At 58.8% G+C, this 26,998-nt stretch carries 23 protein-coding genes; 9 read left to right on the top strand and 14 right to left on the bottom strand.

Annotation, left to right across the window (positions count from 1 at the left end; genetic code table 11):
• Positions 1-182: 182 nt before the first annotated feature.
• The 3 genes from KI231_RS17315 to KI231_RS17305 are packed head-to-tail and all read right to left on the bottom strand — an operon-like array spanning position 183 to position 5,646.
• Positions 183-767 carry a glutathione S-transferase gene (locus KI231_RS17315; RefSeq protein WP_212809221.1) on the bottom strand — a complete coding sequence of 195 codons (585 nt, stop codon included), beginning with the start codon at positions 765-767 and terminating at the stop codon, positions 183-185.
• Positions 764-4,405: an AAA family ATPase gene (locus KI231_RS17310; protein ID WP_212809220.1), complete on the bottom strand. Its 3,642-nt coding sequence runs from the start codon at positions 4,403-4,405 to the stop codon at positions 764-766. The genes KI231_RS17315 and KI231_RS17310 overlap by 4 nt, the downstream gene beginning before the upstream one ends.
• Positions 4,402-5,646: an exonuclease SbcCD subunit D C-terminal domain-containing protein gene (locus KI231_RS17305; RefSeq protein WP_212809219.1), complete on the bottom strand. Its 1,245-nt coding sequence runs from the start codon at positions 5,644-5,646 to the stop codon at positions 4,402-4,404. The genes KI231_RS17310 and KI231_RS17305 overlap by 4 nt, the downstream gene beginning before the upstream one ends.
• Positions 5,647-5,941: 295 nt before the next feature.
• On the opposite strand from KI231_RS17305, the gene KI231_RS30355 reads away from it, so the two are divergent.
• The 7 genes from KI231_RS30355 (at position 5,942) to KI231_RS17275 (ending at position 9,345) form a co-directional block, all read left to right on the top strand.
• Positions 5,942-6,211 carry a DUF8617 domain-containing protein gene (locus tag KI231_RS30355; protein ID WP_492577971.1) on the top strand — a complete coding sequence of 90 codons (270 nt, stop codon included), beginning with the start codon at positions 5,942-5,944 and terminating at the stop codon, positions 6,209-6,211.
• 312 nt (positions 6,212-6,523) lie between these two features.
• On the top strand, positions 6,524-6,910 hold the full coding sequence (locus tag KI231_RS17300) for a hypothetical protein (RefSeq protein ID WP_212809218.1): 387 nt from the start codon (positions 6,524-6,526) through the stop codon (positions 6,908-6,910).
• A gap of 182 nt (positions 6,911-7,092) precedes the next feature.
• A complete protein-coding gene (locus KI231_RS17295) occupies positions 7,093-7,554 on the top strand; it encodes a PM0498 family protein (RefSeq protein ID WP_212809217.1) in 462 nt (153 codons plus the stop codon).
• A 124-nt stretch (positions 7,555-7,678) separates the two neighbouring features.
• Positions 7,679-8,092 (top strand): hypothetical protein, encoded by a 414-nt coding sequence (locus KI231_RS17290; protein ID WP_212809216.1) that lies wholly within the window; start codon positions 7,679-7,681, stop codon positions 8,090-8,092.
• Between the two features lie 9 nt (positions 8,093-8,101).
• Positions 8,102-8,335, top strand: coding sequence for a hypothetical protein (locus KI231_RS17285; RefSeq protein WP_212809215.1), 234 nt, complete (start codon positions 8,102-8,104; stop codon positions 8,333-8,335).
• Positions 8,336-8,406: 71 nt separating this feature from the next.
• The gene (locus KI231_RS17280) at positions 8,407-8,799 is read left to right on the top strand and encodes a hypothetical protein (RefSeq protein ID WP_212809214.1); all 393 of its coding nucleotides are present in this window, start codon (positions 8,407-8,409) and stop codon (positions 8,797-8,799) included.
• 60 nt (positions 8,800-8,859) lie between these two features.
• Positions 8,860-9,345, top strand: a complete 486-nt coding sequence (locus KI231_RS17275) for a hypothetical protein (RefSeq protein ID WP_212809213.1) — start codon at positions 8,860-8,862, stop codon at positions 9,343-9,345.
• Between the two features lie 345 nt (positions 9,346-9,690).
• Here KI231_RS17275 and KI231_RS17270 read toward each other — a convergent pair whose 3' ends face one another.
• From KI231_RS17270 to KI231_RS17240, 7 genes are all read right to left on the bottom strand, one after another.
• Positions 9,691-11,328 carry a BatD family protein gene (locus KI231_RS17270; protein ID WP_212809212.1) on the bottom strand — a complete coding sequence of 546 codons (1,638 nt, stop codon included), beginning with the start codon at positions 11,326-11,328 and terminating at the stop codon, positions 9,691-9,693.
• Positions 11,325-13,061, bottom strand: a complete 1,737-nt coding sequence (locus tag KI231_RS17265) for a tetratricopeptide repeat protein (protein ID WP_212809211.1) — start codon at positions 13,059-13,061, stop codon at positions 11,325-11,327. Before KI231_RS17265 ends, KI231_RS17270 begins: the two co-directional genes overlap by 4 nt.
• Positions 13,058-14,137, bottom strand: coding sequence for a vWA domain-containing protein (locus tag KI231_RS17260; RefSeq protein WP_212809210.1), 1,080 nt, complete (start codon positions 14,135-14,137; stop codon positions 13,058-13,060). Before KI231_RS17260 ends, KI231_RS17265 begins: the two co-directional genes overlap by 4 nt.
• Complete coding sequence (locus KI231_RS17255) at positions 14,130-14,627, bottom strand: DUF4381 domain-containing protein (RefSeq protein WP_095050116.1); 498 nt, start codon at positions 14,625-14,627, stop codon at positions 14,130-14,132. The genes KI231_RS17260 and KI231_RS17255 overlap by 8 nt, the downstream gene beginning before the upstream one ends.
• Entirely contained in the window at positions 14,624-15,568 is a 945-nt protein-coding gene (locus KI231_RS17250) for a DUF58 domain-containing protein (protein WP_103305775.1), read from the bottom strand. The genes KI231_RS17255 and KI231_RS17250 overlap by 4 nt, the downstream gene beginning before the upstream one ends.
• Positions 15,569-15,573: 5 nt before the next feature.
• The gene (locus KI231_RS17245; protein WP_003218556.1) at positions 15,574-16,533 is read right to left on the bottom strand and encodes an AAA family ATPase; all 960 of its coding nucleotides are present in this window, start codon (positions 16,531-16,533) and stop codon (positions 15,574-15,576) included.
• A 334-nt stretch (positions 16,534-16,867) separates the two neighbouring features.
• The gene (locus tag KI231_RS17240; protein ID WP_212809209.1) at positions 16,868-17,221 is read right to left on the bottom strand and encodes a hypothetical protein; all 354 of its coding nucleotides are present in this window, start codon (positions 17,219-17,221) and stop codon (positions 16,868-16,870) included.
• 504 nt (positions 17,222-17,725) lie between these two features.
• On the opposite strand from KI231_RS17240, the gene KI231_RS17235 reads away from it, so the two are divergent.
• Complete coding sequence (locus tag KI231_RS17235) at positions 17,726-22,621, top strand: NAD-glutamate dehydrogenase (RefSeq protein ID WP_103305777.1); 4,896 nt, start codon at positions 17,726-17,728, stop codon at positions 22,619-22,621.
• Positions 22,622-22,795: 174 nt separating this feature from the next.
• Here the strand turns inward: KI231_RS17235 and KI231_RS17230 are convergent, their stop codons facing one another.
• From KI231_RS17230 to pdxR, 4 genes are all read right to left on the bottom strand, one after another.
• Positions 22,796-23,509, bottom strand: coding sequence for an ATPase (locus KI231_RS17230; protein WP_212809208.1), 714 nt, complete (start codon positions 23,507-23,509; stop codon positions 22,796-22,798).
• 228 nt (positions 23,510-23,737) lie between these two features.
• Complete coding sequence (locus KI231_RS17225) at positions 23,738-24,142, bottom strand: cupin domain-containing protein (protein ID WP_212809207.1); 405 nt, start codon at positions 24,140-24,142, stop codon at positions 23,738-23,740.
• Positions 24,143-24,369: 227 nt separating this feature from the next.
• Positions 24,370-24,663: a putative quinol monooxygenase gene (locus KI231_RS17220; RefSeq protein ID WP_103307409.1), complete on the bottom strand. Its 294-nt coding sequence runs from the start codon at positions 24,661-24,663 to the stop codon at positions 24,370-24,372.
• 123 nt (positions 24,664-24,786) lie between these two features.
• Positions 24,787-26,220 (bottom strand): MocR-like pyridoxine biosynthesis transcription factor PdxR, encoded by a 1,434-nt coding sequence (pdxR, locus tag KI231_RS17215; RefSeq protein ID WP_212809206.1) that lies wholly within the window; start codon positions 26,218-26,220, stop codon positions 24,787-24,789.
• A gap of 310 nt (positions 26,221-26,530) precedes the next feature.
• Here pdxR and KI231_RS17210 point away from each other — a divergent pair, with 310 nt between their 5' ends.
• Entirely contained in the window at positions 26,531-26,971 is a 441-nt protein-coding gene (locus KI231_RS17210; RefSeq protein ID WP_212809205.1) for a carboxymuconolactone decarboxylase family protein, read from the top strand.
• The last annotated feature ends 27 nt before the right edge of the window (positions 26,972-26,998 follow it).

Here is a 26,998-nt window from a genome sequence, read left to right as displayed (position 1 = left end):
CATTCTGAAGAAGTACTCATTTGTGGCGAGGGGATTTATCCCCGATGGGCTGCGAAGCAGCCCCAAAACCAGCAAACCAGATTAATCTGACTCACCGGGGCATCTGAATTCAGGGCCGCTTCGCAGCCCATCGGGGATAAATCCCCTCACCACAGGGTTTACCCTGTGCAGGAGAAATGGTGCTACTTCTTCATGATCGAGGTGAAGAGGTCGGATTCTAGAAAGTGTTGTAACCAAGCCTGTAATCGTACGAAAGGCGTCTGCGCAAACCACTCGCGATCAACATGGGCGAACTGACGTACGAACGGCAGCAAGGCGATATCCGCCAGGCTCGGGTGATCCGCCAGCAAGTAATCGCGATCTGTCAGCAGTTCTTCCAGCTTCTGCAAATACACCGCGCCCTCGGCCCGATAAACCTCCATCGGTTGCTCTGGATAGCGCTCGGCATATTTATAGCGATTCAACTGCACCTTGAACCCCTGATCATTCGCTTCGATCAAGTCGGCAATTCGTGAATCCCCGTCAAGCAACCATCCCTGCGGATCATTCTGCGCCAGCGCCCAGCGCATGATCTCCAGGCTCTCATCAATCACAAGACCACCGGCATCCAGCACCGGTACCGTGCCTTTGGGCGAGATCGCTAGCATCTCGGCCGGTTTGGCCTTGAGGCTGACCTCAACAATGTTCACCGCCACGCCCGAATAACGCAGCGCCATCCGCGCACGCATCGCGTACGGGCAACGGCGGAAGGAGTACAGCGTGTTCATTTCACCTCCAATGTGCTCAAACCATTGCCCTGACGCTGCACCTGAATCTGCACCGGGATCCTTTCGTGCATTTCCTGTACGTGGGAAATCACCGCGACCTTGCGACCCTGCGCCTGCAAGCCATCGAGGGCGTCCATCGCCAGTTGCAGGGATTCCGGGTCGAGGCTGCCGAAGCCTTCGTCGATGAACAGCGATTCGATTTTCAGCGTGCTCGATGCCATCGATGCCAGGCCCAACGCCAGAGCCAACGACACCAGGAACGTCTCGCCGCCGGACAGTGAATGCACCGAGCGCAGTTCGTCGCCCATTTCCGTGTCCATCACCAACAGCCCCAACATGCTGCCGCCGCGCTTCAAACGGTAGCGCTTGACCAGTTGACGCAACTGCACGTTGGCGTGGTGCACCAGCAAGTCGAGGTTGTAGGCCTGGGCGATCTTGCGGAATGTGTCGCCAGTCGCCGAACCGATCAATGCGCTCAGGCGTGCCCAGCGCTGGTATTCGGCATAGGCGTCGGCGATCTGCTGCGCCAGCGCCTGATTGGCGTTCTGCCGACGCTGGTCTTCAGCCTGTTCGGCACGCAGTTCGGCGCATTGCTGCTCACTGACGTTGAACTGGTTTTGCAGGTCGGCAAGGGCGCTGGCCAGTTGTTCGGCGTCGAGATTGCCGTTGTGCTGGGCCTGATGATCGAGCAAGCGCTGCTCACGCTCCTGCAACAGAACATTCGCCTGTTCGATGGCTTTTTCATTGAGTTGCAGGCGTTGGCGCAGTTCAGTGAGTTGCCCGTCGTCGACGCGCAACAGCTCTTCGAGGCCGCCGTCGTCCAGTTCGGGGTGACGGGCGCGCCAGTCGGCAATCTTGCCGGCCAGATCCTTGTCTTCAGTGTCCAGCGCCTGCAAGCGTTCCTGCTGCGCCTTGAGCTCGGCAGCGATCTGCACAAGTTGCGTGCGCACGTTTTGCAGTTCCTGGGCAGTCGTGGTTTCTGCGTGACGCGCCTGCTCCACGGCCTGTTCCAGTTGCTGCTGCCAGCGCTCGGCGCTGCTGTGCTCGCCGAGCAGTTGCGCGAGTTTTTCCTGACAGGCCCGCTGTTGCTCGGCCAGCGCATTGAACTGCTGTTCGGCGGCTTGCGACTGTTGCACGCGGCTCTGCTGACGATCCTGTTCTTTCTCCAACGTCTGCTGACGTTGTTGCTGTTCGGCCAGCTCTTCCTTTTGCTGATCGACTTGCTCAAGGCGCTCGGCGATCTGTCGGTCGAGTTGCATGAACGTTGCCGCAGGCTCTACACGCAAGGCCTCAAGAGTGTCCGCTGGCAGCAGACTGGCGAACGCGCTGAGTTCTTCTTCAAGCCGCTGCCGGTCGCTGTTCAGCTCGCGCTGTTGGTTGCTCAGATGCTGCGCCGCTTGCTGATGCGCGGTTTCGGCCTGACGCAGTTGCTGGGTCAGCCGCGCGGCATCCTGCTGCAAGGTGAGCAGGGCGCTTTGGCGTTGTTCGTCCTGAGTGATGCTCTGGTGTAACTGCTCGTTCTGCCGGGTGAGCCAGGCGTCGCGCTTGTCGGCGTCCTGATTCATCAGTTGCACGGTTTGCGGATGAGCGTCGAGGCTTGGTGCCAACGCCTGCTGCTGATTCGCCAAATGCTCCTGCTGTTGCAGCAGTTCTTTCTGCTGAGCGATGACGCCAACCACTTCGGCGCGCAGTTCCGTGAGTTTTTCCTTGAGCTGATCGACCACTCGCTGGGCGTTGGCCTGCTCGCTTTCATCGTGTTTGCCAAGGCTTTGCCACAGCGCCTCGGGCTGGTGGTACGGATGTTCGTTGCTGCCGCAGACCGGGCACGGCTGGTCGTCCTGCAACTGCGCGCGCAACTCCTCGACACTGGCACTGCGGGCCAGACGCTGACGCTCAAGCAGTTCGCGGGTAACCGTGAGAGTTTGCTCGGCGATGGTCAGTTCGGCCTTGGTTTTAACGCCGTCTTGAGTCAGGCGCTCGCGCTCCTGCTGAGCGTTGAGCTGACGCTGTTGCAGCTCGGCGCCGCGTTTGTCCAGATCCTGCCGCGTAGCCCACAGCCGCGACAGGTCTTCAATGGCACGCAACTGTTTGCGATTGTCCTGCAACAGGTTGCCGAGGATGCCGATCTGCTCGGCAACGGCATCCGGCTCGGCGCCAGCCTCTTTGAACAACACTTCCAGCTGCTGCTTTTGTGTCGCGAATGCTTCGGCGCTGCGAGTGGCGTTTTCTTCGAGCGAAGCCAGTTCTGTCTGGCCCTTGCTCAAGCGATTGCCGATCAGCATCAGCTGTTGCAGGCGATCGCGGTAGGCATTCCATGCATCGCTCAGCGGCGCGAGATGAGCGCTTTGCTCAAGTCCGGCGGCAATGCGTTGCAGGCGTTCGGCGACCTGGGTCTGCTTGTCCAGCAAGGCTTGAATGGCGCTCTGACCCTGGCTGCAGGCTTGCTCCGCGTTGTGTTTCGCTTCGCTGCTCTGGGCCGTGTCTTTGGCCAGACGGGCGAGGGTGCTTTGCTCTTCAAAAGCCTGACGCAACAACGCTGCACTTTCGCTTTGCTTTTGTTGAGCGTCGCTCAGGGCGACTTTCGCAGCGTCGAGGTTTTGCTCCAGCAGTGTCTGGTGCTCGGTCAGCTCGGCGAGTTGCTGCGTGTGCGCGGCAATCTGTGCGGCCAACGGGGACAAGAGCGCGTCGAGTTCAGTCTTGCGGGCGAACTGGTGCCGTTGCGGGCCGAGCTGCTCCAGTCGCGTCAGTTTGACCCGTTCACCGGCCAGACTTTCCCACTGCTGTCGGGCACTGCGCAGTTGTTCGGCTGCCGCTTGCTGCGCGTCCTGCAACTGGCGCAGATCCTTGAGCCAGCCGTGCTGCTGCTCAAGCTGCTTGAGTTGCGCCTGTTGCAGTTTCAGCTGTTGCTGCGCTGCATTGAAACGCTCATCCAGTTCGGCGCGGGCTTCAGGGGCCAGCGGAGTGACGCCGGTCGCCTGATCCTGCAACAGCTTGTGCGCCTCGCGGGCTTCTTTGGTCTTGTCGAAAGCACGACGGCCGAGACGGGTGTACAACGCAGTGTCGGTGAGTTTTTCCAGCAGTTCGCTGCGGTCGTTGTCATCAGCCTTGAGGAACGCACTGAACTCACTTTGGGCAAGAAGCACGGCGCGGGTGAATTGTTCGAAATTCAGACCCAGCGCGGCTTCCAGTTGCGTCTTGTATTCGCCTTTCTGGCTGGCGAGCAGTTGATCCTGATCGATGTCGCGCAGGCTCTGACGGCTGGCCTGCAACTTGCCGCCGGCCTTCTCGCGGGCGCGGTTGGCTTCCCAACGTGCGCGATAGCGACGGCCGTCGACACCGACGAAATCGACTTCTGCGTAGCCTTCACCCGTGCCTCGACGGAGTAGCGTGCGTGGGTCGCCGGTGGCGATTTCGCCGTCGGCATCCGGCACCTTGGCATCGCGGCCCGTGTTGTTCAGGCGTGGAACCGCGCCGAACAGCGCCAGGCACAAGGCGTCGAGCAGGGTGCTTTTACCGGCGCCGGTCGGGCCGGTAATCGCGAACAGACCGGCGCTGGCCAGCGGCTCGGCGGTGAAATCGATCTCGAACGGGCCCGCCAGCGAGGCGAGGTTTTTCAGCCGAATGGCGAGAATCTTCATGGCTGCTCGCCCTCCAGTTGCACGTCTTGCAGCAGTTCGGCGAAGTCCTTCAGCGTCTGCTCATCGACCTCGCTGCCGTAGTTGTCCAGCCAGGCGCGGCTGAATAATTCCTGCGGGGTGAGTTGATCGAGTTCGATCAACGCGGTGCCGTCCTCGCTGCCGTCCGCGCCACGGTTGCCGGCGTATTCTGCGGCGATGCGTACCAGTCGAACGGCTTTGCCTTGCAAGGCGTTTTCCACTTGATGGCGCAGATCCGGTTGCGGTTCGTCAAGGCGCACGCGCACTTCCAGCCACGGTTGCCGCTGGGTTTCGGCGAGCAGATCGATGTTCGGCAGGTCGGCCAGTTGCAGCAGGATCTCCGCCAGCGGCGCCGGGCCGATACGTTGCAGGTTGACCGAGCGCGGGATCAGTTTTGGCTCGACGCTGACCAGCGTTTCACCATCAAGGATGACGTCGAGAATCTGATGCTGATAGCTGATTTCCGAAAACGACAGCGGAATCGGCGAACCGCTGTAGCGAATGCGCTCCTCACCATTGACCTTCTGCGGCTTGTGCAAGTGGCCGAGGGCGACGTAGCTGATGCTCGGCCCAAACAGGCTGGCGGGCAGGGCTTCGGCGTTGCCAATGATCAGGCTGCGCTCGGAGTCCTCGGACACCGAACCACCGGCCATGTGCGCGTGGCTGATGGCGATCAGCGCTTGGCCGGGCTTGCGCTTGGCGTTGGCCGCTTCGATCAGCCACTCATGCACCTGACCGATACCGCGCAAATAGTTGTCGCCCAAATGCGCGCCAGTCACCTCCGCCGGGCGCAGGAACGGCAGCGCCAGGCACCACGCAGCGATTTCACCCTGTGCATCCGGTAGCGGCAGCAAAAGACGTTCGGCATCGAGTTGGCCGTCATCCAGCCACAACACCCGACCCAACGCATGGGTGCGCAAACGCCGCATCAACGGCGCGGGCAGTTCGATTCGCGAACCGGAATCGTGGTTGCCGGCGATCATCACGATGGTCAACAACGGCTGCTGCTCGTGGGCGCTGACGATGAAATCGTAAAGGCGTTCCTGGGCTTTGACCGGCGGGTTCACCGTGTCGAAGATGTCCCCGGCAATCAGCAGCACATCCGGCTGCGCCAGTTGCAGTTGGCGCAGCAGCCATTCCAGAAAGCACGCATGCTCGAAATCGCGCTCCTGGCCGTGCAGGTTTTGCCCAAGGTGCCAGTCGGAGGTGTGAAACAGACGCAAGGTGGACTCCGCTACAGATAAAGAGGTGATGGCCGCAGGGACATGAAGGGCGGCGAAAGAGGGGAGAGTTTACAGATTATTGCGGCGTGAGGGCTTGTCGGGGTATCGCGCGGCTGGGCATTACGGTGACGCCTGACAGCGGTTATCTGGTATTTGGCTATCATATTGATATCATTGGCGGTAGGTGCGGTATGCTTTTCGCGTTTTAGAAAACTACCAACAGTTTCCGATGAAGCTGTGCTTCTAAAATGGGCATAAGACGAAGCTTGAACAGAAAGAGGACGCTTCAGTAATCATGCCGAAATTTGCTTGTGTCTGCGGTCATGTAATCAACCTGTCTCAAGGGACCTCCGAGTGTGAAATGTCTCTGGTCGCTGAACAGAAGATAGATGAAATTGGCTGTGCGCTATCAAATCGTTGGCTGTCTGAAGACGAGTTCTACGAAACGATAGATCAAGGGGCTGTGACGGTTTATCGATGCCAGCAGTGCGGGCGGCTGCATGTGGATCAAGGTGGTGGACAGTTTTCTTCCTATATAAAGGAAGTAAGTCAGTCTCGCCATTGAAAAAAATGGTTCAGAAATCTGGGACGCTGAAAACGATTTCAACCATTCGAAAATCTATGCGATTGTAGAAAAATTACACGAGATTGCAGTCGCTCGCGGCGAGCCATGGATATCCTTTGTCCTGTCCTGTCCTGTCCTGTCCTGTCCTGTCCTGCCGCGAAGGCGAACAAGTGACAACGAAATTCAACCATTGATTTGATAATAAACGTGATCGGTCCCGGTTTTATTGCAATAACGCTCACAATGACCACCTTAAGGTCTTCGATAAATTTAACGATCTGAAAGTTGTGTTGAACCTCGATGGTCCGGTAAATGAAGCAAAAACAAAAAAGCCCGCGCGGAAAAGAGAAAGTTGAGATGAATGATTTCCAGTCGGTGAAAAACCTGATCATCCAATTGGTTAAAGAAAAAACCGGTGGTTTTGATGATGACAGTTGGGAGGCTGATTACAAGCTGAATTGGGAGGCCGAGATGTCGGAAAGACTTGAGAAAGCTCTTTTCAATATGTCTAAAATGGCCTCCGCCAGGGAGAGTGGGGATGATGTCATGTTGACGGCGGCGCTGGTGCATTCACGTATGAATTTCATGGATCTTGCGAATTTTTTCAGGGATATCTATGACGATCTGGATGCGTTGCTCGTAAAGCCAGTTTGGCCTGACATTCCCGAAGGGTTTGATTATGGAAAGAGCTCCAATTAACGGGCCGCACTCTCTGACTGGCGGAGTAAGCAATAAATTTTGGGGGGGCAGACTACGTTTAAATAAACTGTAGTCTGTCCTCGGTGCAGGGTCCCCGGTTCTGTATTCTGCATTTGTCCGTGCGCGATACACCCTTGCAGCCCTGGTGCTTGGCGAAGTGGCGTGATGCTTGAGGGACGTGTGTGAAACTTAACTGTGAAATGCAGCAAATGCTCGCTCGTGTGGGGTGTGCTTCTCTGGATGGCGAGTTGGCGGATATCGCAAGGTCCGGTTTCGTGGAACGGGATGGTTGTGTTTTTTTGACGAGTCTGGAGAGCTTCCAGAAGCATGTAAGCCTGAAGAATTTCCCAGATAGAACGGGATATGAATGTTTCGTTAACTCGATCCATGCCGATGATTATGTAACCGCTGATTTTTTGGCATGCGCGCTCTCGTACTTGTTTTTAGTGTTTGAGGCGTGGAACAAGTCAGGTCAGCCGGGAGTTCTGCAGGGAGTCATTTCGGGTGACGAATTCGATGCGACGGTGAAGTTTCATCTGCTGCGCCCAGGGGAAACCTGGCTGAGCGATGACCTTGAGGGGTATGAGGATGCAGTGCTTACCGTTGAATCGAGTGACAAGGGATTTCTTGAGACATACGGGTAAATGATGGGGACAGACCACGTTTAGGAAGCTCCGAAAACGTAGTCTGTCCCCGTTTTACTATCGGACATGGAAGCCGTACGAAACTTTTTCTTCTTTAGAAGTCGGTAGGTGGTTTCTTCACGGGGTGAGCCAAGCGACGATGTTTATTAAGTTTGATAAATTTATCGAGATGTTTGCTGATGAAGAGTATCCAAACGATTACTGGTCTGATGTCGCCATTATCAACGCCTCTGAAATGCTGGATGGCTTTTCTGATGCGGATTGGCAGGCGCTATTGACAGTTGTAGACAGCAAAAGCGATTTCTGGATATCGCGGTTATGCGAGACGTTGGGAGACCCGGATGAAAGAGCACTGGTCGTATTGCTGAAGGTGACTTCACGTCACGGCAGTCAGGCGATTTACGTCGCATTGGAATCGATCAGGTCGATGATCAGTCTGGGTCTGGACGTGTCGGCGTATGCGGATGAGATCAATGCTGCGACTGAACGTGCGAGGCAAACGACGGGGAAAGTGAGTTTGCTTTCGACCTTCCAATGAGGAAGCGGCGTGGATAACGTGTTTTTCAAATTTCGCGATGTGGAAATTTACCTGCGCCATGAGCGTTATTTCATCAAGTACGACGCGGGCAGTCTTGTGGATGTCATGCGTGAGGATGAGATTTCGGAGCAGGAGGCGCTGACCGCAGCTATGGGTGAGGAAGCAGTTATGAAGCTTTTGTTTGAGCTGCAGGAGCGATTGATCCGTGAGGGTGTTGACCCTTATGTTTCAAATATTGAATGATTGAAGATGCTCGGTTAATGAAGGTTGTCTGTCCCGGCTCTATATAGCGCTATTGTGATTGGGGAGTAACAGTGACTGTTGGCGATTGTGTTGACTTGCAAGGATGGTTGGTAATTATAGATTACAGATTGTTTCTTATTCCGGAAAACCACTCGGAAAACTATGAGGAAGGTGATAGGTATGAAGTTTCAAAGCCGGAGATAATATTTGCCGTTGCAGAGCTAATTCTTCCGCTGGCGGGAGGGAAGAGCTTTATATTTCATCGGTCAAAATTGTCGGGGGTTGTGGTAAGCGGTGCTCCGATAAAAATAGATCCAGTGTCTTTGTCTGTTGAAGAGAGACAGAGCGGATTTGTTTTCATAAACGTTTCAGATGTTTCTCTAGATAAATACAGGGAGCGCTACAAGGCTTTCCTTGAAAAGGGACGCTCTGTTAATTCTGATGACTGGATGGACTATGTTTAGGCTGCAGAAAATAGAAAAAACCACTTCGCAAAACAGGTCCGTTATCTGTACCGGGCTCTCATGAGCAATAGATATGCTGTTGTATTGGAACCAGGGGCTCACTTGCCTGAGAGAGACGCTTTGGTCAGTCAGGCATGGGGAAGCGTTCCCGTTTCTTATTTTCAGGATAGAGAGGTTTTTAGCGATTGCAGTTTTTTGGATTTGAAAGTCAATAAATGGGAAGTCAATCGTGAGTGGAGCAGTAAGCAGAGCTCTGAGCCGTGGATAAGAATTGAAAAATTTAAAGGGCAGAGTCTAGAAGAATTTCTGCGAAAAGAAGGCGCTGTGTTGCCAGTAGATATGGCTGGAATAACGCTCATGATTATTGAAATGGACGAGGGTGGGATTGCGCTGGACTATTGTCTGTTGCTGCGCTTGGTGTCGGGATTCCTTGATCAGTTCAAGGTCTATAGATGGTCTGGCAGCCTCGAGGAGGTATTTCAAAATACTATTGTTTCCTTACCTGATCGGCATGGAATTCTAGAGCAGTTGATCAAGTGTGAATAAATTGGCAGGGGGTAAATAGAGTGATCACTGAAAATATAAAAAATTGCCCAGGAAATTTTCCAGCTGGTCGAAACCGGCGTAGTTCATGGCTATGATGCGTTTCGTTATGGTGTCGAACTGGGTGAGGATATATTGAGACGCAGCTGTGCGTTGAGAAGGACGGCGTAGAGGCCTAGAACGTCGAGAACGACATCAACGGCGCGATCATTCTTCGTCTGGTAGGCGAATTACAGGCCAGCGCAGGCAAGCGCGGTGAACACTGGAAGGCTTTTGTTTTCTCCTATCGCGAAGGCGAGCAAGTAACAACGAATTCAACTATCGATTCCGATTTTCCTCAGCTATTTTTTACTTCGGATAAAGCGGCGGCAACCCGCTGTCACCCACCGGATCCTGCACCCGTTCCGCCGCCGGAATCGCGCGGATCGCCCGCCACAAATCCTCACCTTGCCAATGCTGCCCCGTCTCGCTGTACAGCGCACCATTGAGCCCATCCAGCGCATCCGACAACGGCACAAACCGCGCCGCCATGTCCGCCAGCGTCTCCGGCTGCTGCCGCGCCCACGCATCCAGTGCCTGCCGCGTTGCTTGCGGGTCATTCGCCTGGCTCGCACGCTTGATGTCGTCCATCAAGGTGCGCGGGCTCGGCCCGGTTTGCGCGGCGCGATGGATCGCCGGTTGCCAGCGCGCGCGCCACCACAGACCGAAGCCGAGCAGGGTGGTGCAGGCGAGGATCAGCGTGCTGAGTTTCCACCACCACAGCACGTCGTTATCGACGACGCTCGGTTGCAGATTGCCGGCCGGGGTGTCGACTTGCAGGCTCGGGTTGTTCGCCACTTGCAGGGTGCGCGCCGGCAGGCTGCTGTGTTCCAGGTGATCTTCGAAGGTGTTCCACCAGACCACGTCGACGGTCGGCAATTCGATTGCGCCGCTGCGGCTCGGCACCAGCGCTTCGCGTTCTTCACGGCTGCCGATCAGGCCCCGGTCGCTGCTCTGGTTGCTCAGCACCGGTTGATCCGGATAGCGGCGCAGCCCGTTGACTTCGGTGGCGGGCAGCGCTGGCAGTTGCGAGCTGGCGAGGCCTTCGACTTTCAGCGTCAGGCTGCGGGTCAGGGAGTCGCCGACCTGGATGTGCTCCGGCTCCGGGTTCCAGCTCTCGCTCAGGCTCAGGCTGCGCGCCGGTAGCCACGGCGCATCGGCGGGGTAGGTCAGCGGCTTGGGCTTGACGGTCAGGGGGATTTCGGCGGAACTGACGCGCATCAATTTGCCGGCCTTTGGCCCTTGTGCGCTGGCGTCCTGGGCCGGCTGCGTGTCGACCAGCGTCGCGCTGAACGTCTGCGGCGCAATGGTCAGCAAACCGCTGTGCTGCGGATAGATCGCATAGCGCATCTCGATCACGCCATGGCGCACACCGTTGATGTCTTTTTCGTATGTGCGGGTGTCGCCCAACTGCTCAACCCGCGCATCGGCGATTTGCAGCGGGGTCAGGCTGCTGTCGTCATACAACGAGACCGAATGGTAGATGCGCAGGGTCAGAATCGCCTGGGCCTGTACGTAAACACTGGACTGGTCGAGGCTGGCCTCGATGAACACCGGATCAAGGTTGTTCTTCTCGTCACGGGTGTCACTTTCGACCACTTGCACGGTGATCGGCTGGCTCTGCACGTCACCCACTTGCAACGGCGGAATGACCACGCTGCCGTTCTCTTTCGGCAACAGTGTGATGATCCAGCGCGTGGTCGCGCGGTTGTCGCCATTGAGGGTGTTGAGCTGGTTGACTTGCCGCGTGCCGCGCACTTCGAACAGCTGTTCCAGTGGGGCCAGGTCGGGTTTGCCGAACTGGGTGACGTCGCTGGTTTCGAGAGTGAGTTCGACCGTCTCGCCGGAATTCAGGCGGCTGCGATCCACACTGGCGGTCAGCTCGGCTGCATTGGCGGTGGCCGTGCAGAGCAGCAGGGGCAGCAAGAGCGCGGTGAAACGGTTCATCGAGTGTTTTCCTGATCCTGATGTTGTTGCTGTTCGTACCAGAATTTGCGTCGCAGCAATTCGCCCGGATCGTCCGGGATCTTGCCCAGCCATTGTTCCAGTGCCTGGCGTTGCTCGCCTTCGAGGTTGTCCTCGCTCGGGCGCAGGGTCGGCACGGTGTCGGTTTGTTCTTCCTCAACGCTGCCCGGTAGTTCGTCGGGGCCTGGCTGCGGAGGTGTGGTTGGCGGCGGTTCGCTGGCCGACTCGGCGGGCTGCGCCTCGCTTTGTGTTTCACTTTTCACTGCCGGCGGCGGTGCAGTCGCTGGCGGCGGTTCATCGCCGGGCAGGTTTTGCTCGCTGGGCTTGTTTTCCGGCTCGGCGGGCGGCGGGGTGTTTTTCTGCTTCAGCAGGTTTTCCACCAGGGCCTTGTTGGTCTGTGCCGGGCGCAAATCCGGTTGCAGTTCCAACGCCTGTTCATAGGCGTCGATCGCTGCGTCCAGCTCGCCGCTTTTCGCCAGCGCGTTACCACGATTGTAGTGAGCGCGGGCATCGCTGCCTTCGGCGAAACGCTGGGCGGCGCCACTGTAGTCGCCGGCCTCGTACAACGCCACCCCTTGCCACTGGTGATCGTCAAAATGTTGCGCCGCTTCGGCCGGGCGTTTCTGTTTGAGCAGATGCAGGCCTTGCTGGTCGGGGCGCAGCCAGAGGTCTTCGAAATCGAAAGCGTAGCTCGGTTGCGGCAGGCAAAACAGCAACGGCAAACAGAACAGCCAGCCGCGCCGTCCGGCACACGCGGCCAGCAATAACAGCGGCAACAGCAGCCAGTAACCCTGATCGGCCCAGGTATCCAGGCGTACGGTCTGGCCGTCGTCGCGCAGGCTGCGCGGGCCGTCGAGCAGGCCGAGGGCAGCTAGATCGCCTTCGTCCAGACGGGCAGGGTGGTATTCGCCGCCGACGCTATTGAGGAATGCGCTCAGGCCTGGACTGTCGAGTTGCGGCACGCGAATCGCGCCTTGTTCGTCCTTGAGGAAACTGCCGTCCTCCTGAGCGATCGGTGCACCTTCAGCGGTGCCGATGCCGAGCATCAACAATTGCGCCGATTGTCCGCTGAGTGCGCGGCGAATGCCTTGGCGTTCCTCTTCGCTCAGCGATGAGCCGATCAGCAGAATCCGCCCCTGACCCAGCGCGCCCTGTTTCAGCAGCGCCAGTGCTTTGCCAACGGCCAGATCGGCGCGATGACCGCTTTCCGGCATCAGCGACGGCTTGAGCGCATCGAGCAGATTACGACTGGTCGCGAGGTCATCCGACAGCGGCACCAGCGTGTGCGCGCTGCCGGCGTAGACGACGATGGCGGTCTGCGCATCGCTGCGCGCCTGCAACAGATCGAACAGCTTGCGCCGCGCCTGTTCCAGTCGCGTCGGCGGCGAATCGGTGGCGAGCATTTCCGGGGTCAGTTCCAGCACCACCACCAACGGGTCGGCAGGTTTCTGGCTGGTCTGTTCGACGCGTTCCCAGCTCGGCCCGAGCAGCGCCAGAATCGTCAGCAGCCACGCCACACCCAGGGCGACCCATGGCAGTTTGCTGTCGCGACCATTACCGCCGCTAAGCAGCGTGGCATGGAACGCCGGCGGCAGAATCATCTGCCAGCGCCCGGCGCGTTTCTGCCGGTGCCAGAGTTGCCAGAGCAGCCAGCCAAGCAGCGGCAACAGCAGCAGCCACCAGGGACGGAACCAGTGCGGCCAGAGGGCGATCATCGACGCCTCCGCAGACGCAGGCGCTTGAGGCGCTCGCGCCAGTCAGGCAACGGACTTTGCAGATACAGCTCCTTGGTGAACAGGCGTTGCAGCGGGTTATCCGGCCACAATTCGCGCGCGACCAGCAGCAGGCTCAACCACAAGGCCAACGCCAGCGGCCAGTGATACAAGGCTTGCGCCGGCCGGGCCTGGGTCGGTTGCTGGGTGACCGGTTCGAGCTGGTCGAGGGTGTCCTTGATCGCTTGCAGCTCTTTGCCGTCGTGGGCGCGGAAATACTGGCCGCCGGTTACTTCGGCGATGGCTTTGAGCGCCGGCTCGTCGAGATCAAGGCTCGGGTTGACCCCGAGCAGCGCTGTGGAGCCACTTTCTTCCGGGTTGGCGCCAATGCCGATCGGGTAGATCTTCACGCCTTCACTCGCCGCCAGTTTTGCCGCGGTCAGTGGATCGATTTCACCGCCATTGTTGGCGCCGTCGGTGACCAGAATCAGCACGCGACTTTGCGCCGGGCGCATGCGCAGGCGTTTCAGGGCCAGACCGATGGCATCGCCAATGGCGGTGTTCTTGCCGGCAATGCCGATGCGCGCTTCGTCGAGCCAGACGCGCACGGTGTGGCGGTCGAAGGTCAGCGGCGCCTGCAGATAGGCCTGACTGCCGAACAGGATCAAGCCGACGCGGTCGCCGTCACGGCTTTCGAGGAAATCGCCGAGCAAGTGCTGCACAAGATTCAGTCGGCTGACGTCTTCGTCCTGCCATTGCATGTCGGGGAAGTCCATCGAACCGGACACGTCGACGGCAACCAACAGATCACGCCCACTGGCCGCAATCGGCAGCGGCTCACCGAGCCATTGCGGACGCGCAGCAGCGATCAACAGCAGCAGCCACAGCAGCATGAACGGTGCCTGTTGGCGCCACGCCGGCAGGTTGGCGCGGGCGCGACGGCGGGCGAGGCCTTCAAGGTCGGAGAGGAAACTGACTTTCAGCGCGGGCTCGCCGCTGTCGGCCACCGGCAATACAAGGCGCATCAACCACGGCAGCGGCAACAGCGCGAAAATCCACGGCCAAGCGAACTCAAACATGTTTGCGAATCCACGTGTCGACGGCTTGGGTCAGGCCGGCGATGGCTTTGTCGTCGAGTTTGCATTCCGGTTTGTACGCGCCTTCGACCAGCACCATCCAGCGTGTCAGGCCGGCGGCCGGGCAGCGGTTGTCGAGGAACGCCAGCCATTTACGGCCATTGAGTGTGTGGCTCTGGCTGTAGGGATAGTGGTTGCGGCACAAGCGCTTGAGCAGGCCGTTGAGCTGTTGCAGCCACGCCCCGGCCGGGGCGCCGTCGTAAGGTTTGGGCATCTGCGCCAGTTCGGCGAGGGCGGCGATGCGCACCGGGTCGAGCGGTTGTTCGGCGCGGACGATCGGGCGTTTCTTCATCGGAATGAAACGCCGCAGGCGCCACACGGCGAAACCGAGCAGCGGCAGCAACAGAAGCAGCAGCCACCAGCCCGGCGCCGGTGGCCAGAAGGCAATCGGTGGCGGCGAGATAAGCGGTTGCAGTTGTTCGAGGCCGTTCATCGACCTTTCCCCGGGCGCTGCGGATTGAGGAACTCGCGCATCTGCTCGACCATTTCACTCTGCGTGCTCAGCGGCATCAGCAGCACCCGCAACTTCTGCGCGAGCAATTCCCAACGGGCGATTCGCGCTTCGGCCTGAGCGCGATAGGTCTGGCGCAGGTCGAAGTTGAGGGTGTCGAGTTCCAGTTGCGCGCCGCGTTCGGCGAATCTTAAAAGCCCGGCAGCGGGCAGGGCGTGATCGAGCGGATCGGACAACGGCAGCATCAGCAGGTCGCAGTGACGCGACAGCAGGCTCAGTTGCTGCTCGGCGCTGTCGGACAGCGCACGCTCATCACAAATCACGATTACCAGACTGCCCGGGCGCAGCACCTCACGGGCACGGCGCAGGGCAACGCCAAACGCATCGCGATCCGGCTCACGCTCGCTGTGCAGCGACTGATTGACCTTCACCAAGCGGTTGAGCAATTGCAGCAGGCTTTGTTTGCTGCGCCGTGGCTTGATTTCGTAGTGCTCGTTGTCGCCGAACACCAGCCCGCCAACGCGATCGTTATGGCCAAGCGCGGCCCAACCGATCAACGCCGCCGCTTGCGCCGCCAGCACCGATTTGAACATCAGCCCGGAGCCGAAAAACAGCCGCGTGCTTTGCTCGACCATGATGAAAATCGGCCGCTCGCGTTCCTCATGGAACAGCTTGGTGTGTGGTTCTTGCGTGCGTGCAGTCACCCGCCAGTCGATGGTGCGCACGTCGTCGCCGGCCTGATAGACCCGCACCTGATCGAAGTCGACCCCGCGACCACGGAATTTCGAGTGATGCAGGCCGATCAGCGGGCTGCGCTGACTTGGCGTGGAAAACAGCTGCACTTCGCGCACCCGGTGGCGCATCTCGATCAGCTCGGCGAGGCTGACGCGGATGCCCGGTTCGGACGGCAGAGGGGCGTTCATGGGGGTCAAGCGACGGCTACGACGTCGAGAATCCGCTGCACCACCCGATCCTGATCGATGCCGGCGGCTTCGGCTTCAAACGACAGAATGATGCGGTGACGCAACACGTCGAACAGCACCGCTTGGATGTCTTCCGGGCTGACGAAGTCGCGACCGGCCAGCCAGGCGTGGGCGCGGGCGCAGCGGTCGAGGGCGATCGAGCCGCGCGGGCTGGCGCCGTAAGCGATCCACTCGGCCATCTCCGGGTCGAACTTGGCCGGGGTGCGCGTGGCCATGACCAGTTGCACCAGGTATTCCTCCACGGCGTCGGCCATGTACAGACCGAGGATTTCCTTGCGCGCGGCGAAGATCGCCTGCTGGCTGACCCGGCGCTCGGGCTTGGTCTCGCCGTTCAGCGCTTCGCCACGGGCCTGCTGGAGGATGCGGCGTTCGACGGCAGCGTCCGGGAAACCGATTTTCACGTGCATCAGGAAACGGTCGAGCTGGGCTTCCGGCAGCGGGTAAGTGCCTTCCTGCTCGATCGGGTTCTGCGTGGCCATCACCAGAAACAGCGGCGATAGCTCGTAGGTGCTGCGTCCGACGCTGACCTGACGTTCGGCCATGGCTTCGAGCAGCGCCGATTGCACCTTGGCCGGGGCGCGGTTGATTTCGTCCGCCAGTACCAGGTTGTGGAAGATCGGCCCTTGCTGGAACACGAAACTGCCGGTTTCCGGGCGATAGATCTCGGTGCCGGTGATGTCGGCGGGCAGCAGGTCAGGGGTGAACTGGATGCGATGGAACTGGGCTTCGATGCCCTCGGCGAGTTCTTTGATCGCTTTGGTCTTGGCCAGCCCTGGCGCGCCCTCGACCAGCATGTGGCCGTCGGCGAGCAGGGCAATGAGCAACCGCTCGATGAGTTTTTCCTGGCCGAGAATCTGCGTTGAAAGAAAGGTTCGCAGCGCCAGCAGCGCTTCACGATGTTCCATCGATGACTGTTCCTGGAAAGGGATGGCCACGGGCGTTCGGATAACGCCGGGGCTGGGGGCGTTACTTTAATCCATCGCGGGGGGTGGCGACTAACGGCATTTTGCGCAAAGTGCGGGAAATGACTGGGGGAATTGTTGGATTTTTGTAGCAGCGGAGTGTTGGGGTGACTGTTCTGACCTCATCGCTGGCAAGCCAGCTCCCACAGGTTCAGGGTTGTGCATGCGATTTGTGCAACACAGCTCCCACAGTTACCTGTGGTCTGCATGCGATTTGTGCAACACATCGATCACTGTGGGAGCTGGCTTGCCAGCGATGGGGCCAGCCCAGGCAACATCAAATCTCATTAATGAAGGTACCCGTCCCATCAAGGATGTTCGTCAAGGTCTCGACAACCTCATCCATATCCACCATGTCCGGGTTAAAGCTGATCTCCAGCACATCATCCCCGTTCAACGCATCGGCATCCGCTGCAGCGATTTCGATCTTCAAGAGATTCGAGGTCAGGGTGACTTTCACCCCATCCAGCGTCGAAGGCTCGCCATCCAGCGTAATCTCCAGCTCATCCTCATCCGGATAACGGCTCATCAGAAACATGTCGCCCTTGTCGCTGTGGCAGCAGAGCATGGCCATGTTGTCTTCTTCGTCATCGCACGGGTTGACGATCAGTAGGGCGGTGGTCATTTGCATGGGGAATTCCTGCCTCGTAGGGCGTGTTGGTCGCAATTGGGCGCGATTCTGCCAGCCCTCGGGAATTTCTGCATGTGAGAGTGTCAGAGGATGTGTCGTGTACGCGACACAGGTCAATGGTCATTTCTGGCACGCATGTACCGTAAATACGGGCATTCAGACCAGCATTTTCCACCATGGCTGCTAGTGTTTACCGGTGCCAAAGCCTTGGTTTACGTGCCAATGACCGAATATGTCGCAGCACCGCAAGCAGACACATTGTCGCACCCATTAAGCTGCGCAACGGATGAGCACCCGTAAAGGCATTGTCGGCAGCCCCGACAGTCGTTTTTGCAGATGCTCATTCTATGGAAGGTGAATGTGACCTGAGTGTCCCGTCCAGCTTCACCCACCTGTCCCCCTGTTTCCTCTGCCCGAGAATCAGGAGCAGGGTGACTTGAACCCCGAAAGGGGTGTTGCACGCGACGCTTTCCATCAATAACAAGCTTAAGCGGAGTACCACAGATGGCGTTCTTCACCGCAGCCAGCAAAGCCGACTTCCAGCACCAACTGCAAGCGGCACTGGCGCAGCACATCAGTGAACAGGCACTGCCACAAGTGGCGCTGTTCGCTGAACAATTCTTCGGCATCATTTCCCTGGACGAGCTGACTCAACGTCGCCTCTCCGACCTCGCTGGCTGTACTCTTTCTGCGTGGCGCCTGCTTGAGCGCTTCGATCACGCGCAACCGCAAGTGCGCGTCTACAACCCTGATTACGAACGTCATGGCTGGCAGTCGACCCACACCGCGGTCGAAGTCCTGCACCACGACCTGCCATTTCTGGTCGACTCGGTCCGCACCGAGCTGAACCGCCGCGGCTACAGCATCCACACTCTGCAAACCACCGTGCTCAGCGTACGTCGTGGCAGCAAGGGCGAACTGCTGGAAATTCTGCCAAAAGGCAGCACCGGCGAAGGCGTTCTGCACGAATCGCTGATGTACCTGGAAATCGACCGCTGCGCCAACGCGGCCGAACTGAATGTGCTGAGCAAAGAGCTGGAACAGGTTCTCGGTGAAGTCCGCGTCGCGGTCGCCGATTTCGAGCCGATGAAAGCCAAGGTGCAGGAAATCCTCACCAAGCTCGACAACAGCGCGTTCGCCATCGATGCCGATGAAAAGAACGAAGTCAAAAGCTTCCTGGAATGGCTGGTGGGCAACCACTTCACCTTCCTCGGCTACGAAGAATTCGTGGTCACCGATCAGGCCGATGGCGGCCATATCGAGTACGACCAAAACTCCTTCCTCGGCCTGACCAAACTGCTGCGCACCGGCCTGACCTACGAAGACCTGCGCATCGAAGACTACGCCGTTGCCTACCTGCGCGAACCGACCCTGTTGTCGTTCGCCAAGGCTGCGCACCCGAGCCGCGTACACCGTCCGGCTTACCCGGACTACGTGTCGATCCGTGAAATCGACGCCGACGGCAAAGTCATCAAGGAACACCGCTTCATGGGCCTGTACACCTCGTCGGTGTATGGCGAGAGCGTGCGGGTCATCCCGTTCATCCGCCGCAAGGTCGAAGAAATCGAAACCCGCTCCGGCTTCCAGTCCAAGGCTCACCTGGGCAAGGAACTGGCGCAGGTCCTCGAAGTGCTGCCGCGTGATGACCTGTTCCAGACCCCGGTCGATGAACTGTTCACCACCGTGATGTCGATCGTGCAGATCCAGGAACGCAACAAGATCCGCGTGTTCCTGCGCAAAGACCCGTACGGTCGTTTCTGCTACTGCCTGGCCTACGTGCCGCGCGACATCTATTCCACCGAAGTTCGCCAGAAGATCCAGCAAGTGCTGATGGAGCGCCTGAAGGCTTCCGATTGCGAATTCTGGACGTTCTTCTCCGAATCGGTTCTGGCGCGCGTGCAGTTGATTCTGCGTGTCGACCCGAAAAACCGTCTCGACATCGATCCGGTGCTGCTGGAAAAAGAAGTCGTGCAAGCCTGCCGCAGCTGGCAGGACGACTATGCTGCACTGACCGTCGAAAGCTTCGGCGAAGCCCACGGCACCAACGTGCTGGCCGACTTCCCGAAAGGCTTCCCGGCCGGTTACCGCGAGCGCTTTGCAGCGCATTCGGCCGTGGTCGACATGCAGCACCTGCTGAGCCTGAACGAAAAAAATCCGCTGGTGATGAGCTTCTATCAGCCGCTCGGTCAGGTCTCCGGCCAACGCGAGCTGCATTGCAAGCTGTACCACGCCGACACCCCGCTGGCGCTGTCCGACGTCTTGCCGATTCTGGAAAACCTCGGCCTGCGCGTGCTGGGCGAGTTCCCGTACCGTCTGCGTCACACCAATGGCCGCGAGTTCTGGATTCACGACTTCGCGTTCACCGCCGCTGAAGGCCTGGACCTCGACATCCAGCAACTCAACGACACCCTGCAGGACGCGTTCGTCCACATCGTTCGTGGCGACGCCGAAAACGATGCGTTCAACCGTCTGGTGCTGACCGCCGGTCTGCCATGGCGCGACGTGGCGCTGCTGCGTGCCTACGCCCGCTACCTGAAGCAGATTCGTCTGGGCTTCGATCTGGGCTACATCGCCAGCACCCTGAACAACCACACCGACATCGCTCGCGAACTGACCCGGTTGTTCAAGACACGCTTCTATCTGGCGCGCAAACTCAGCGACGACGATCTGGAAGACAAGCAACTGCGTCTGGAACAAGCGATTCTGACCGCACTGGACGACGTCCAGGTGCTCAACGAAGACCGCATCCTGCGTCGTTACCTCGACCTGATCAAAGCCACCCTGCGGACCAACTTCTACCAGACTGACGCCAACGGCCAGAACAAGTCGTACTTCAGCTTCAAGTTCAACCCGCACGCGATTCCTGAGCTGCCGAAGCCAGTGCCGAAGTTCGAAATCTTCGTCTACTCGCCACGCGTTGAAGGTGTGCACCTGCGCTTCGGTAACGTCGCTCGTGGTGGTCTGCGCTGGTCCGACCGTGAAGAAGATTTCCGTACCGAAGTCCTCGGCCTGGTTAAAGCCCAGCAAGTGAAGAACTCGGTCATCGTGCCGGTGGGTGCGAAGGGCGGCTTCCTGCCGCGTCGCCTGCCACTGGGCGGCAGCCGTGACGAGATCGCGGCCGAGGGCATCGCCTGCTACCGCATCTTCATTTCGGGTCTGTTGGACATTACCGACAACCTGAAAGACGGCGCACTGGTGCCGCCATTGAACGTGGTTCGCCACGACGATGACGACCCGTACCTGGTAGTAGCGGCGGACAAGGGCACTGCAACCTTCTCCGATATCGCCAACGGCATCGCCATCGACTATGGCTTCTGGCTGGGTGACGCGTTTGCGTCCGGTGGTTCCGCCGGTTACGACCACAAGAAAATGGGCATTACCGCCAAAGGCGCGTGGGTTGGCGTACAGCGTCACTTCCGCGAGCGCGGCATCAATGTTCAGGAAGACAGCATCACTGTCGTGGGCGTCGGCGACATGGCCGGTGACGTGTTTGGTAACGGCCTGTTGATGTCCGACAAGCTGCAACTGGTCGCTGCCTTCAACCACCTGCACATCTTCATCGACCCGAACCCGAACCCGGCCACCAGTTTCGTCGAGCGTCAACGCATGTTTGACCTGCCGCGTTCGGCCTGGACCGACTACGACACCAGCATCATGTCCGAAGGTGGCGGTATCTTCTCGCGTAGCGCGAAGAGCATCGCGATCTCCCCGCAGATGCAGGAACGCTTCGACATCAAGGCTGACAAGCTAACCCCGACCGAACTGCTGAATGCCTTGCTCAAGGCACCGGTGGATCTGCTGTGGAACGGCGGTATCGGTACTTACGTCAAGGCCAGCACTGAAAGCCACGCCGACGTCGGCGACAAGGCCAACGATGCACTGCGCGTGAACGGCAACGAGTTGCGCTGCAAAGTCGTGGGCGAGGGCGGTAACCTCGGCATGACCCAACTGGGTCGTGTGGAATTCGGTCTGAATGGCGGCGGCTCCAACACCGACTTCATCGACAACGCCGGTGGCGTGGACTGCTCCGACCACGAAGTGAACATCAAGATCCTGCTGAACGAAGTGGTTCAGGCCGGTGACATGACCGACAAGCAACGCAACCAGTTGCTGGCGAGCATGACCGACGAAGTCGGCAATCTGGTGCTGGGCAACAACTACAAGCAGACTCAGGCCCTGTCCCTGGCAGCGCGTCGTGCCTACGAGCGCATTGCTGAGTACAAGCGTCTGATGGGTGATCTGGAAGGCCGTGGCAAGCTGGACCGCGCCATCGAGTTCCTGCCGACCGAAGAGCAGATCAACGAGCGTATCGCTGAAGGCCACGGCCTGACCCGTCCTGAGCTGTCGGTACTGATCTCCTACAGCAAGATCGACCTCAAAGAGCAGCTGTTGGGCTCTTTGGTGCCGGACGACGACTACCTGACCCGCGACATGGAAACGGCGTTCCCGCCGACCCTGGTCAGCAAGTTCTCCGAAGCCATGCGTCGTCACCGTCTGAAGCGCGAGATCGTCAGCACCCAGATCGCCAACGACCTGGTCAACCACATGGGCATCACCTTCGTTCAACGACTCAAAGAGTCGACCGGCATGAGCCCGGCGAACGTGGCTGGCGCCTATGTGATCGTGCGCGACATCTTCCACCTCCCGCACTGGTTCCGTCAGATCGAAGCGCTGGACTACCAAGTCAGCGCTGACGTACAGCTGGAACTGATGGATGAGCTGATGCGTCTAGGCCGCCGTGCCACGCGCTGGTTCCTGCGTGCTCGCCGCAACGAGCAGAACGCTGCCCGTGACGTCGCGCATTTCGGTCCGCACCTGAAAGAGCTGGGTCTGAAACTCGACGAGCTGCTGAGCGGCGAAATCCGTGAAAACTGGCAGGCGCGTTATCAGGCGTATGTCGAAGCCGGCGTACCGGAACTGCTGGCGCGTATGGTTGCGGGCACCTCGCACCTGTACACGCTGCTGCCGATCATCGAAGCCTCCGACGTCACTGGCCAGAACCCGGCCGAAGTGGCCAAGGCCTACTTCGCTGTGGGCAGTGCGCTGGACATCACCTGGTACCTGCAACAGATCAGCGCGCTGCCGGTTGAAAACAACTGGCAAGCCCTGGCCCGTGAAGCGTTCCGCGATGACGTCGACTGGCAGCAACGTGCGATCACCATCTCCGTCCTGCAACAGGGCGACGGCACTCAGGACGTGGAAGCACGCCTGGCGCTGTGGATGGAACAGCACGAAAGCATGATCTCGCGCTGGCGCGCCATGCTGGTGGAAATCCGTGCGGCGAGCGGCACGGACTACGCCATGTATGCGGTGGCCAACCGTGAACTGCTGGATCTGGCGTTGAGTGGGCAAGCGGTAGTGCCTGCGGTTGCTGCGAATGCCGAGCTTGAACTGGCGTAAGTAGTGGCTGAATGAAAAAACCCCGGTGTCGTGAGATGCCGGGGCTTTTTTATGTCTGAGGGTTTTGTGGTGGCTGTTCTGGCCTCATCGCTGGCAAGCCAGCTCCCACAATGATTTTGTGAACGACACAAGTGCCCTGTGGGAGCTGGCTTGCCAGCGATGAGGCCCTTACATTCAATACAACTTATGTGATTGTTTGTTATCAAGCATCGACACTTTATCTGTCGCCTTGGTCAATAAATTACTGAGCGACTGGTCAAACTTCTGCAACGCCCTTACTTGCACATCTTGCTGCTGATTAATATCCGCCACTATCTCTTCCGAGCGCTTGAAGTCCGCCCACACCGGCGTCAATTCCCGTGCATCCGAACCCTTCGCCGTACCGATATAGTTCAACCGCGCATCATAAAAATCGGCACTGACATCCGCCTTGATGTCGGAACTGCGCGAAGTAATCAACTGGCTATGAGTGTCGATAATCGCCACCACATCCGGTCTGGCCGCACGCAGACTCTGCATGTCCGGATACACCGTCACCGAGCCGAACTGACGCTGCAGTGAGGCGTTGACCCAATCCACCGCCATGTCCGGTTTCGAGCTGGCGACGTAGGCGTCGTGAATCGGTTGCACCAGCAGGCTCTGGCCGAAACCGGTGCCGGCGTTGGCCTGATAGTCGCGCAGGTATTCGCGGTTGGTCTGGGTGCTCGGGCTGTAGACCACGCCAAGCGATACGCCGGGACCGCTTTTCACCTGGGCGGCGCTGCTGCGGCCAACCGGTTGCGTGAACAGCGTGTCGAGGGATGAGACTGCTTTCGGTGCGGTAGGCACCGAGCAGGCGGAAAGTGCTAGAACCGATATCGCCAAGGTGCTGGCAAACGCAAGTTTCATGGTGTTTCTCCCGTGAAACAACATCAGTCGGAAAGTTTGAGTTGTCGTCGTTGACGACCGTTAATTGAGACTAAACCCGCTACGCTGTAAGCAACCTGACAATTTGCTGTCTGGTTTGCTGTTGAATAGTTTTATTTGCTGTAACGCGGGGCGGTTAATTGCGCCGGGAAATAAAAAGGCGCAAATCGATGATTTGCGCCTTTTTATTTATGGCTGATTAAACATCCATCAGTTTTTCAGCGGGATCAGCACTTGCTCATCCGGCGACAGCACCATGAACACCAACAACTTGGCCGGTTTGGTTTTGCTGGCATTTTTCGACACCAGATGTTCGGAGCCGGCAGGCTCGTACCAGAATTGGCCCTTCTTGTAGGTGATCGCCTGTTCGCCTTTCACTTGGGAAATGACTTCGCCTTCGAGTACGTAGGCCATGGCGGTGCCGTCGTGTTTGTGGGCGATGGAGGACTGGCCGGGTTTGTAGTCCACTTCGATCATCATGGCTTTTTTGTTGGGGGCGTTTTTCAGCATCTGGTCTTGCAGCACGGTGACTTTTTCGGACGGGTCGTGGGCGAAAGCGGCCGAGGCGCAAAGGCTCAGGGCAAGGGCAGAGGCGAAGAGGTGCAGGGCTTTCATGGCGGGTTACCTGTGAGGTTGGGGGTGCAATCACAGTAGTCCGCAGGGCGGGGCATTCAAACGGCCAATATTCGGGAAGATCAGGTGACCAATCTGTGGATCTTCAGTGCTTTCAAATAAGCCATCGCTGGCAAGCCAGGCTCCCACAGGTTTTGTGTTGTTCGTATGATTAATGAACGACACAAAACCCTGTGGGAGCCTGGCTTGCCAGCGATGGCGTCCGTAAGTCAAACGATGGGAAAGCTGTTGAAGTCGACGCTATTGGCCAGCCGGCTATCGATCAGGTCAATAAACCCCTGCGCTTCGGGCCGGTTGAAATGCGCCTGCATCGCCGCCTCCGACTGCCAGCGCGCACTGACCGTCCAGCGGTGACTGTCCTCGGGGCAACGGTCGACCAGGTAGGAATCGCAGCCCGGGGTTTCGCGCAGGGTTTCGACGATCTTCTGCAGTTGCCTGCCCAGTTCCTCCGAGCGGCCGGCGGCAGCCTGCACCTGGACCGTATTGATCACTTCGTTGGACATTGCTCACACTCCTGAATCAGGCCGGACGAATCCTGCTCATTGAGGGATAACGCCTGTGCAGAATAGGCCTGCACCTGTCGATCACCAATAACCAATCGGCGGTTAATCGCCCAGACCAATCATTCAGGCAACTTGTTGCAGAATGTCGCGCAGGCGATCCAGAGCGATATCAATGTCGAGGGTTTCGATGGCGCCGAAGCCGAAGTACAGACCGTTTTTCGCGGGTTGCTGATGATAGAAACCGTTGATTGAGTACAAACCGACTTCGACCTTTTTCGCCAGTTCGATCACCAACGACAAGTCGATCGGCTTCTTGCAGAACACCGCCATGTGAAAGCCCGCGCTGGCCGGCACCGCGTCCAGCCATGGCGCCAGATCGGTGGCCATGCGCGCCAGAATCCGCTCGCGACGCTGGGCATAAATGGTGTGGCAGCGGCGGATATGCTTGAGCAGGCAACCCTCAGCGATGAACTTCGCCAACGCCCATTGCGGGAGGGTCGAGGCGTGCAGGTCGGTGAGCTGTTTGGCACGGATCACCGCTTCGAGAATGGCCGGCGGCAGAATTGCGTAACCCAGACGCAGCTCCGGCAACAGGGTTTTCGAGAAGGTGCCGACGTAAGCGATGATGCCACGCTGGTCGAGATTGAATAGCGAATCGGTGGGCCGGCCTTCATAGCGGAACTCACTGTCATAGTCGTCCTCGATGATGATTGCGCCCAGTTCATGGGCGCGAGCCAGCAAGGCTTCGCGGCGTGCCTGACTCATCGGCATGCCCAGCGGGAACTGGTGCGACGGCGTTACATAAATCAGCCGCGTACCGTCGGGAATCTGCTCGACGACAATCCCTTCAGCATCCACCGGCACACCGACCACCTCGGCGCCATGGGTACCAAACAACAGGCGTGCCGGCGGATAGCCGGGGTCTTCCATCGCCACCAGACTGCCGGGGCGGATCAACACGCGAGTGATCAAGTCCAGCGCCTGTTGCGCGCCGTTGCACACGACGATGTCTTCATCCTGACAGTTGATCCCACGGGAAAACGCGATGTGCCGGGCAATCGCATTGCGCAGCGCCGGCAGGCCCTCGGCGACACTGTAGAAACCCTTGGACTGGCCCATCTGGCGCATCGCATGGGCGACGCAGCGGCGCCAGTCATCCTGCGGAAACTGGCCTTTGCTGGTGGCGCCGCCGATGAAGTCATAACGCAGCGAGCCTTCCAGCGTCGGGTGGCGCAGAAACACCGGCAGATTGCGCCAGCTCTCGATCACTTCGGCACTGGCCAGCTCGGTGTGGCTTTGCTTGCGCTGGATCTGCGCCGGGCGTGCGTTGACGTAGGTGCCTTTGCCGATCACCCCGGTGAGGAAGTTTTCGTAGGTCAGTTGTGCGTAGGTGTCGGAAATGGTCTTGCGCGAGATGCCCAGTTGCTCGGCGAGCAGGCGGCTGGGCGGCAATTGCGTGCCAGCGGCCAAGCGCCCGGACTCGATGGCCCCGCGCAGTTGCTGATACAACTGACCGGCGAGATCCTTGCGGCCGTTGATCACGACGTGAAGTTCCATACCGACGAGGCTCCCGAGGCTATTTGGCGTGCTCGCCAGATTACTCCCGTTTGTTTGCGGGGCAGTAGTTGCGTGGAGTAAAAAACTCGAATTGGTCACGTACCTTGTGGGAGCTGGCTTGCCAGCGATGAGGCCTTCGGATCCAGCATTAGTGTCAGCAGATATACCGCCATCGCTGGCAAGCCAGCTCCCACAGGGTCAGTGTGTGTCCGGGTTCAGTGGTGTAGCGGTTTTCCGTGCAATTGGGGCTGTAATGCATCGCTGTCGGCGGTTACGGTGAAGTCATTATTCCGTCTACCGAGACCTGCCCATGTCCCTGCGCCTGGATTACTACAACGCTTCGCCCAAGGCGATGAAAGCGATGATTGCCATGGAGGCGCTGACTGCCAACCTCAGTATCGAACAGCCACTGCTGCAACTGATCCGGGTCCGCGCCTCACAACTCAACGGCTGTGCGTTCTGCACCGACATGCACTCGGTGGATGCGCGGCGGGCGGGGGAGAGTGATCGGCGTTTGTATGCGATCGCGGTGTGGCGCGACAGCAACTTCTTCAACCCGCGCGAGCGTGCGGCGTTGGCCTGGGCCGAGGCGGTGACGTTGTTGGCGGAAAGTCATGTGCCTGACGATATTTATCAGCAGGCCCGCGAGCAATTCAGCGAAGGGGAACTGGTCGACCTGACCATGGCCGTGACTACCATCAACAGCTGGAATCGTCTGGCCGTCAGCTTCCGCCAAACCCCAAGCGATTGAACACCACATGATCGTTCCCACGCTCTG

Origin of the sequence: Pseudomonas sp. Seg1, assembly GCF_018326005.1 — a bacterium.
Lineage (GTDB): Bacteria > Pseudomonadota > Gammaproteobacteria > Pseudomonadales > Pseudomonadaceae > Aquipseudomonas.
This window is presented reverse-complemented; position numbering and strand designations above follow the sequence as displayed.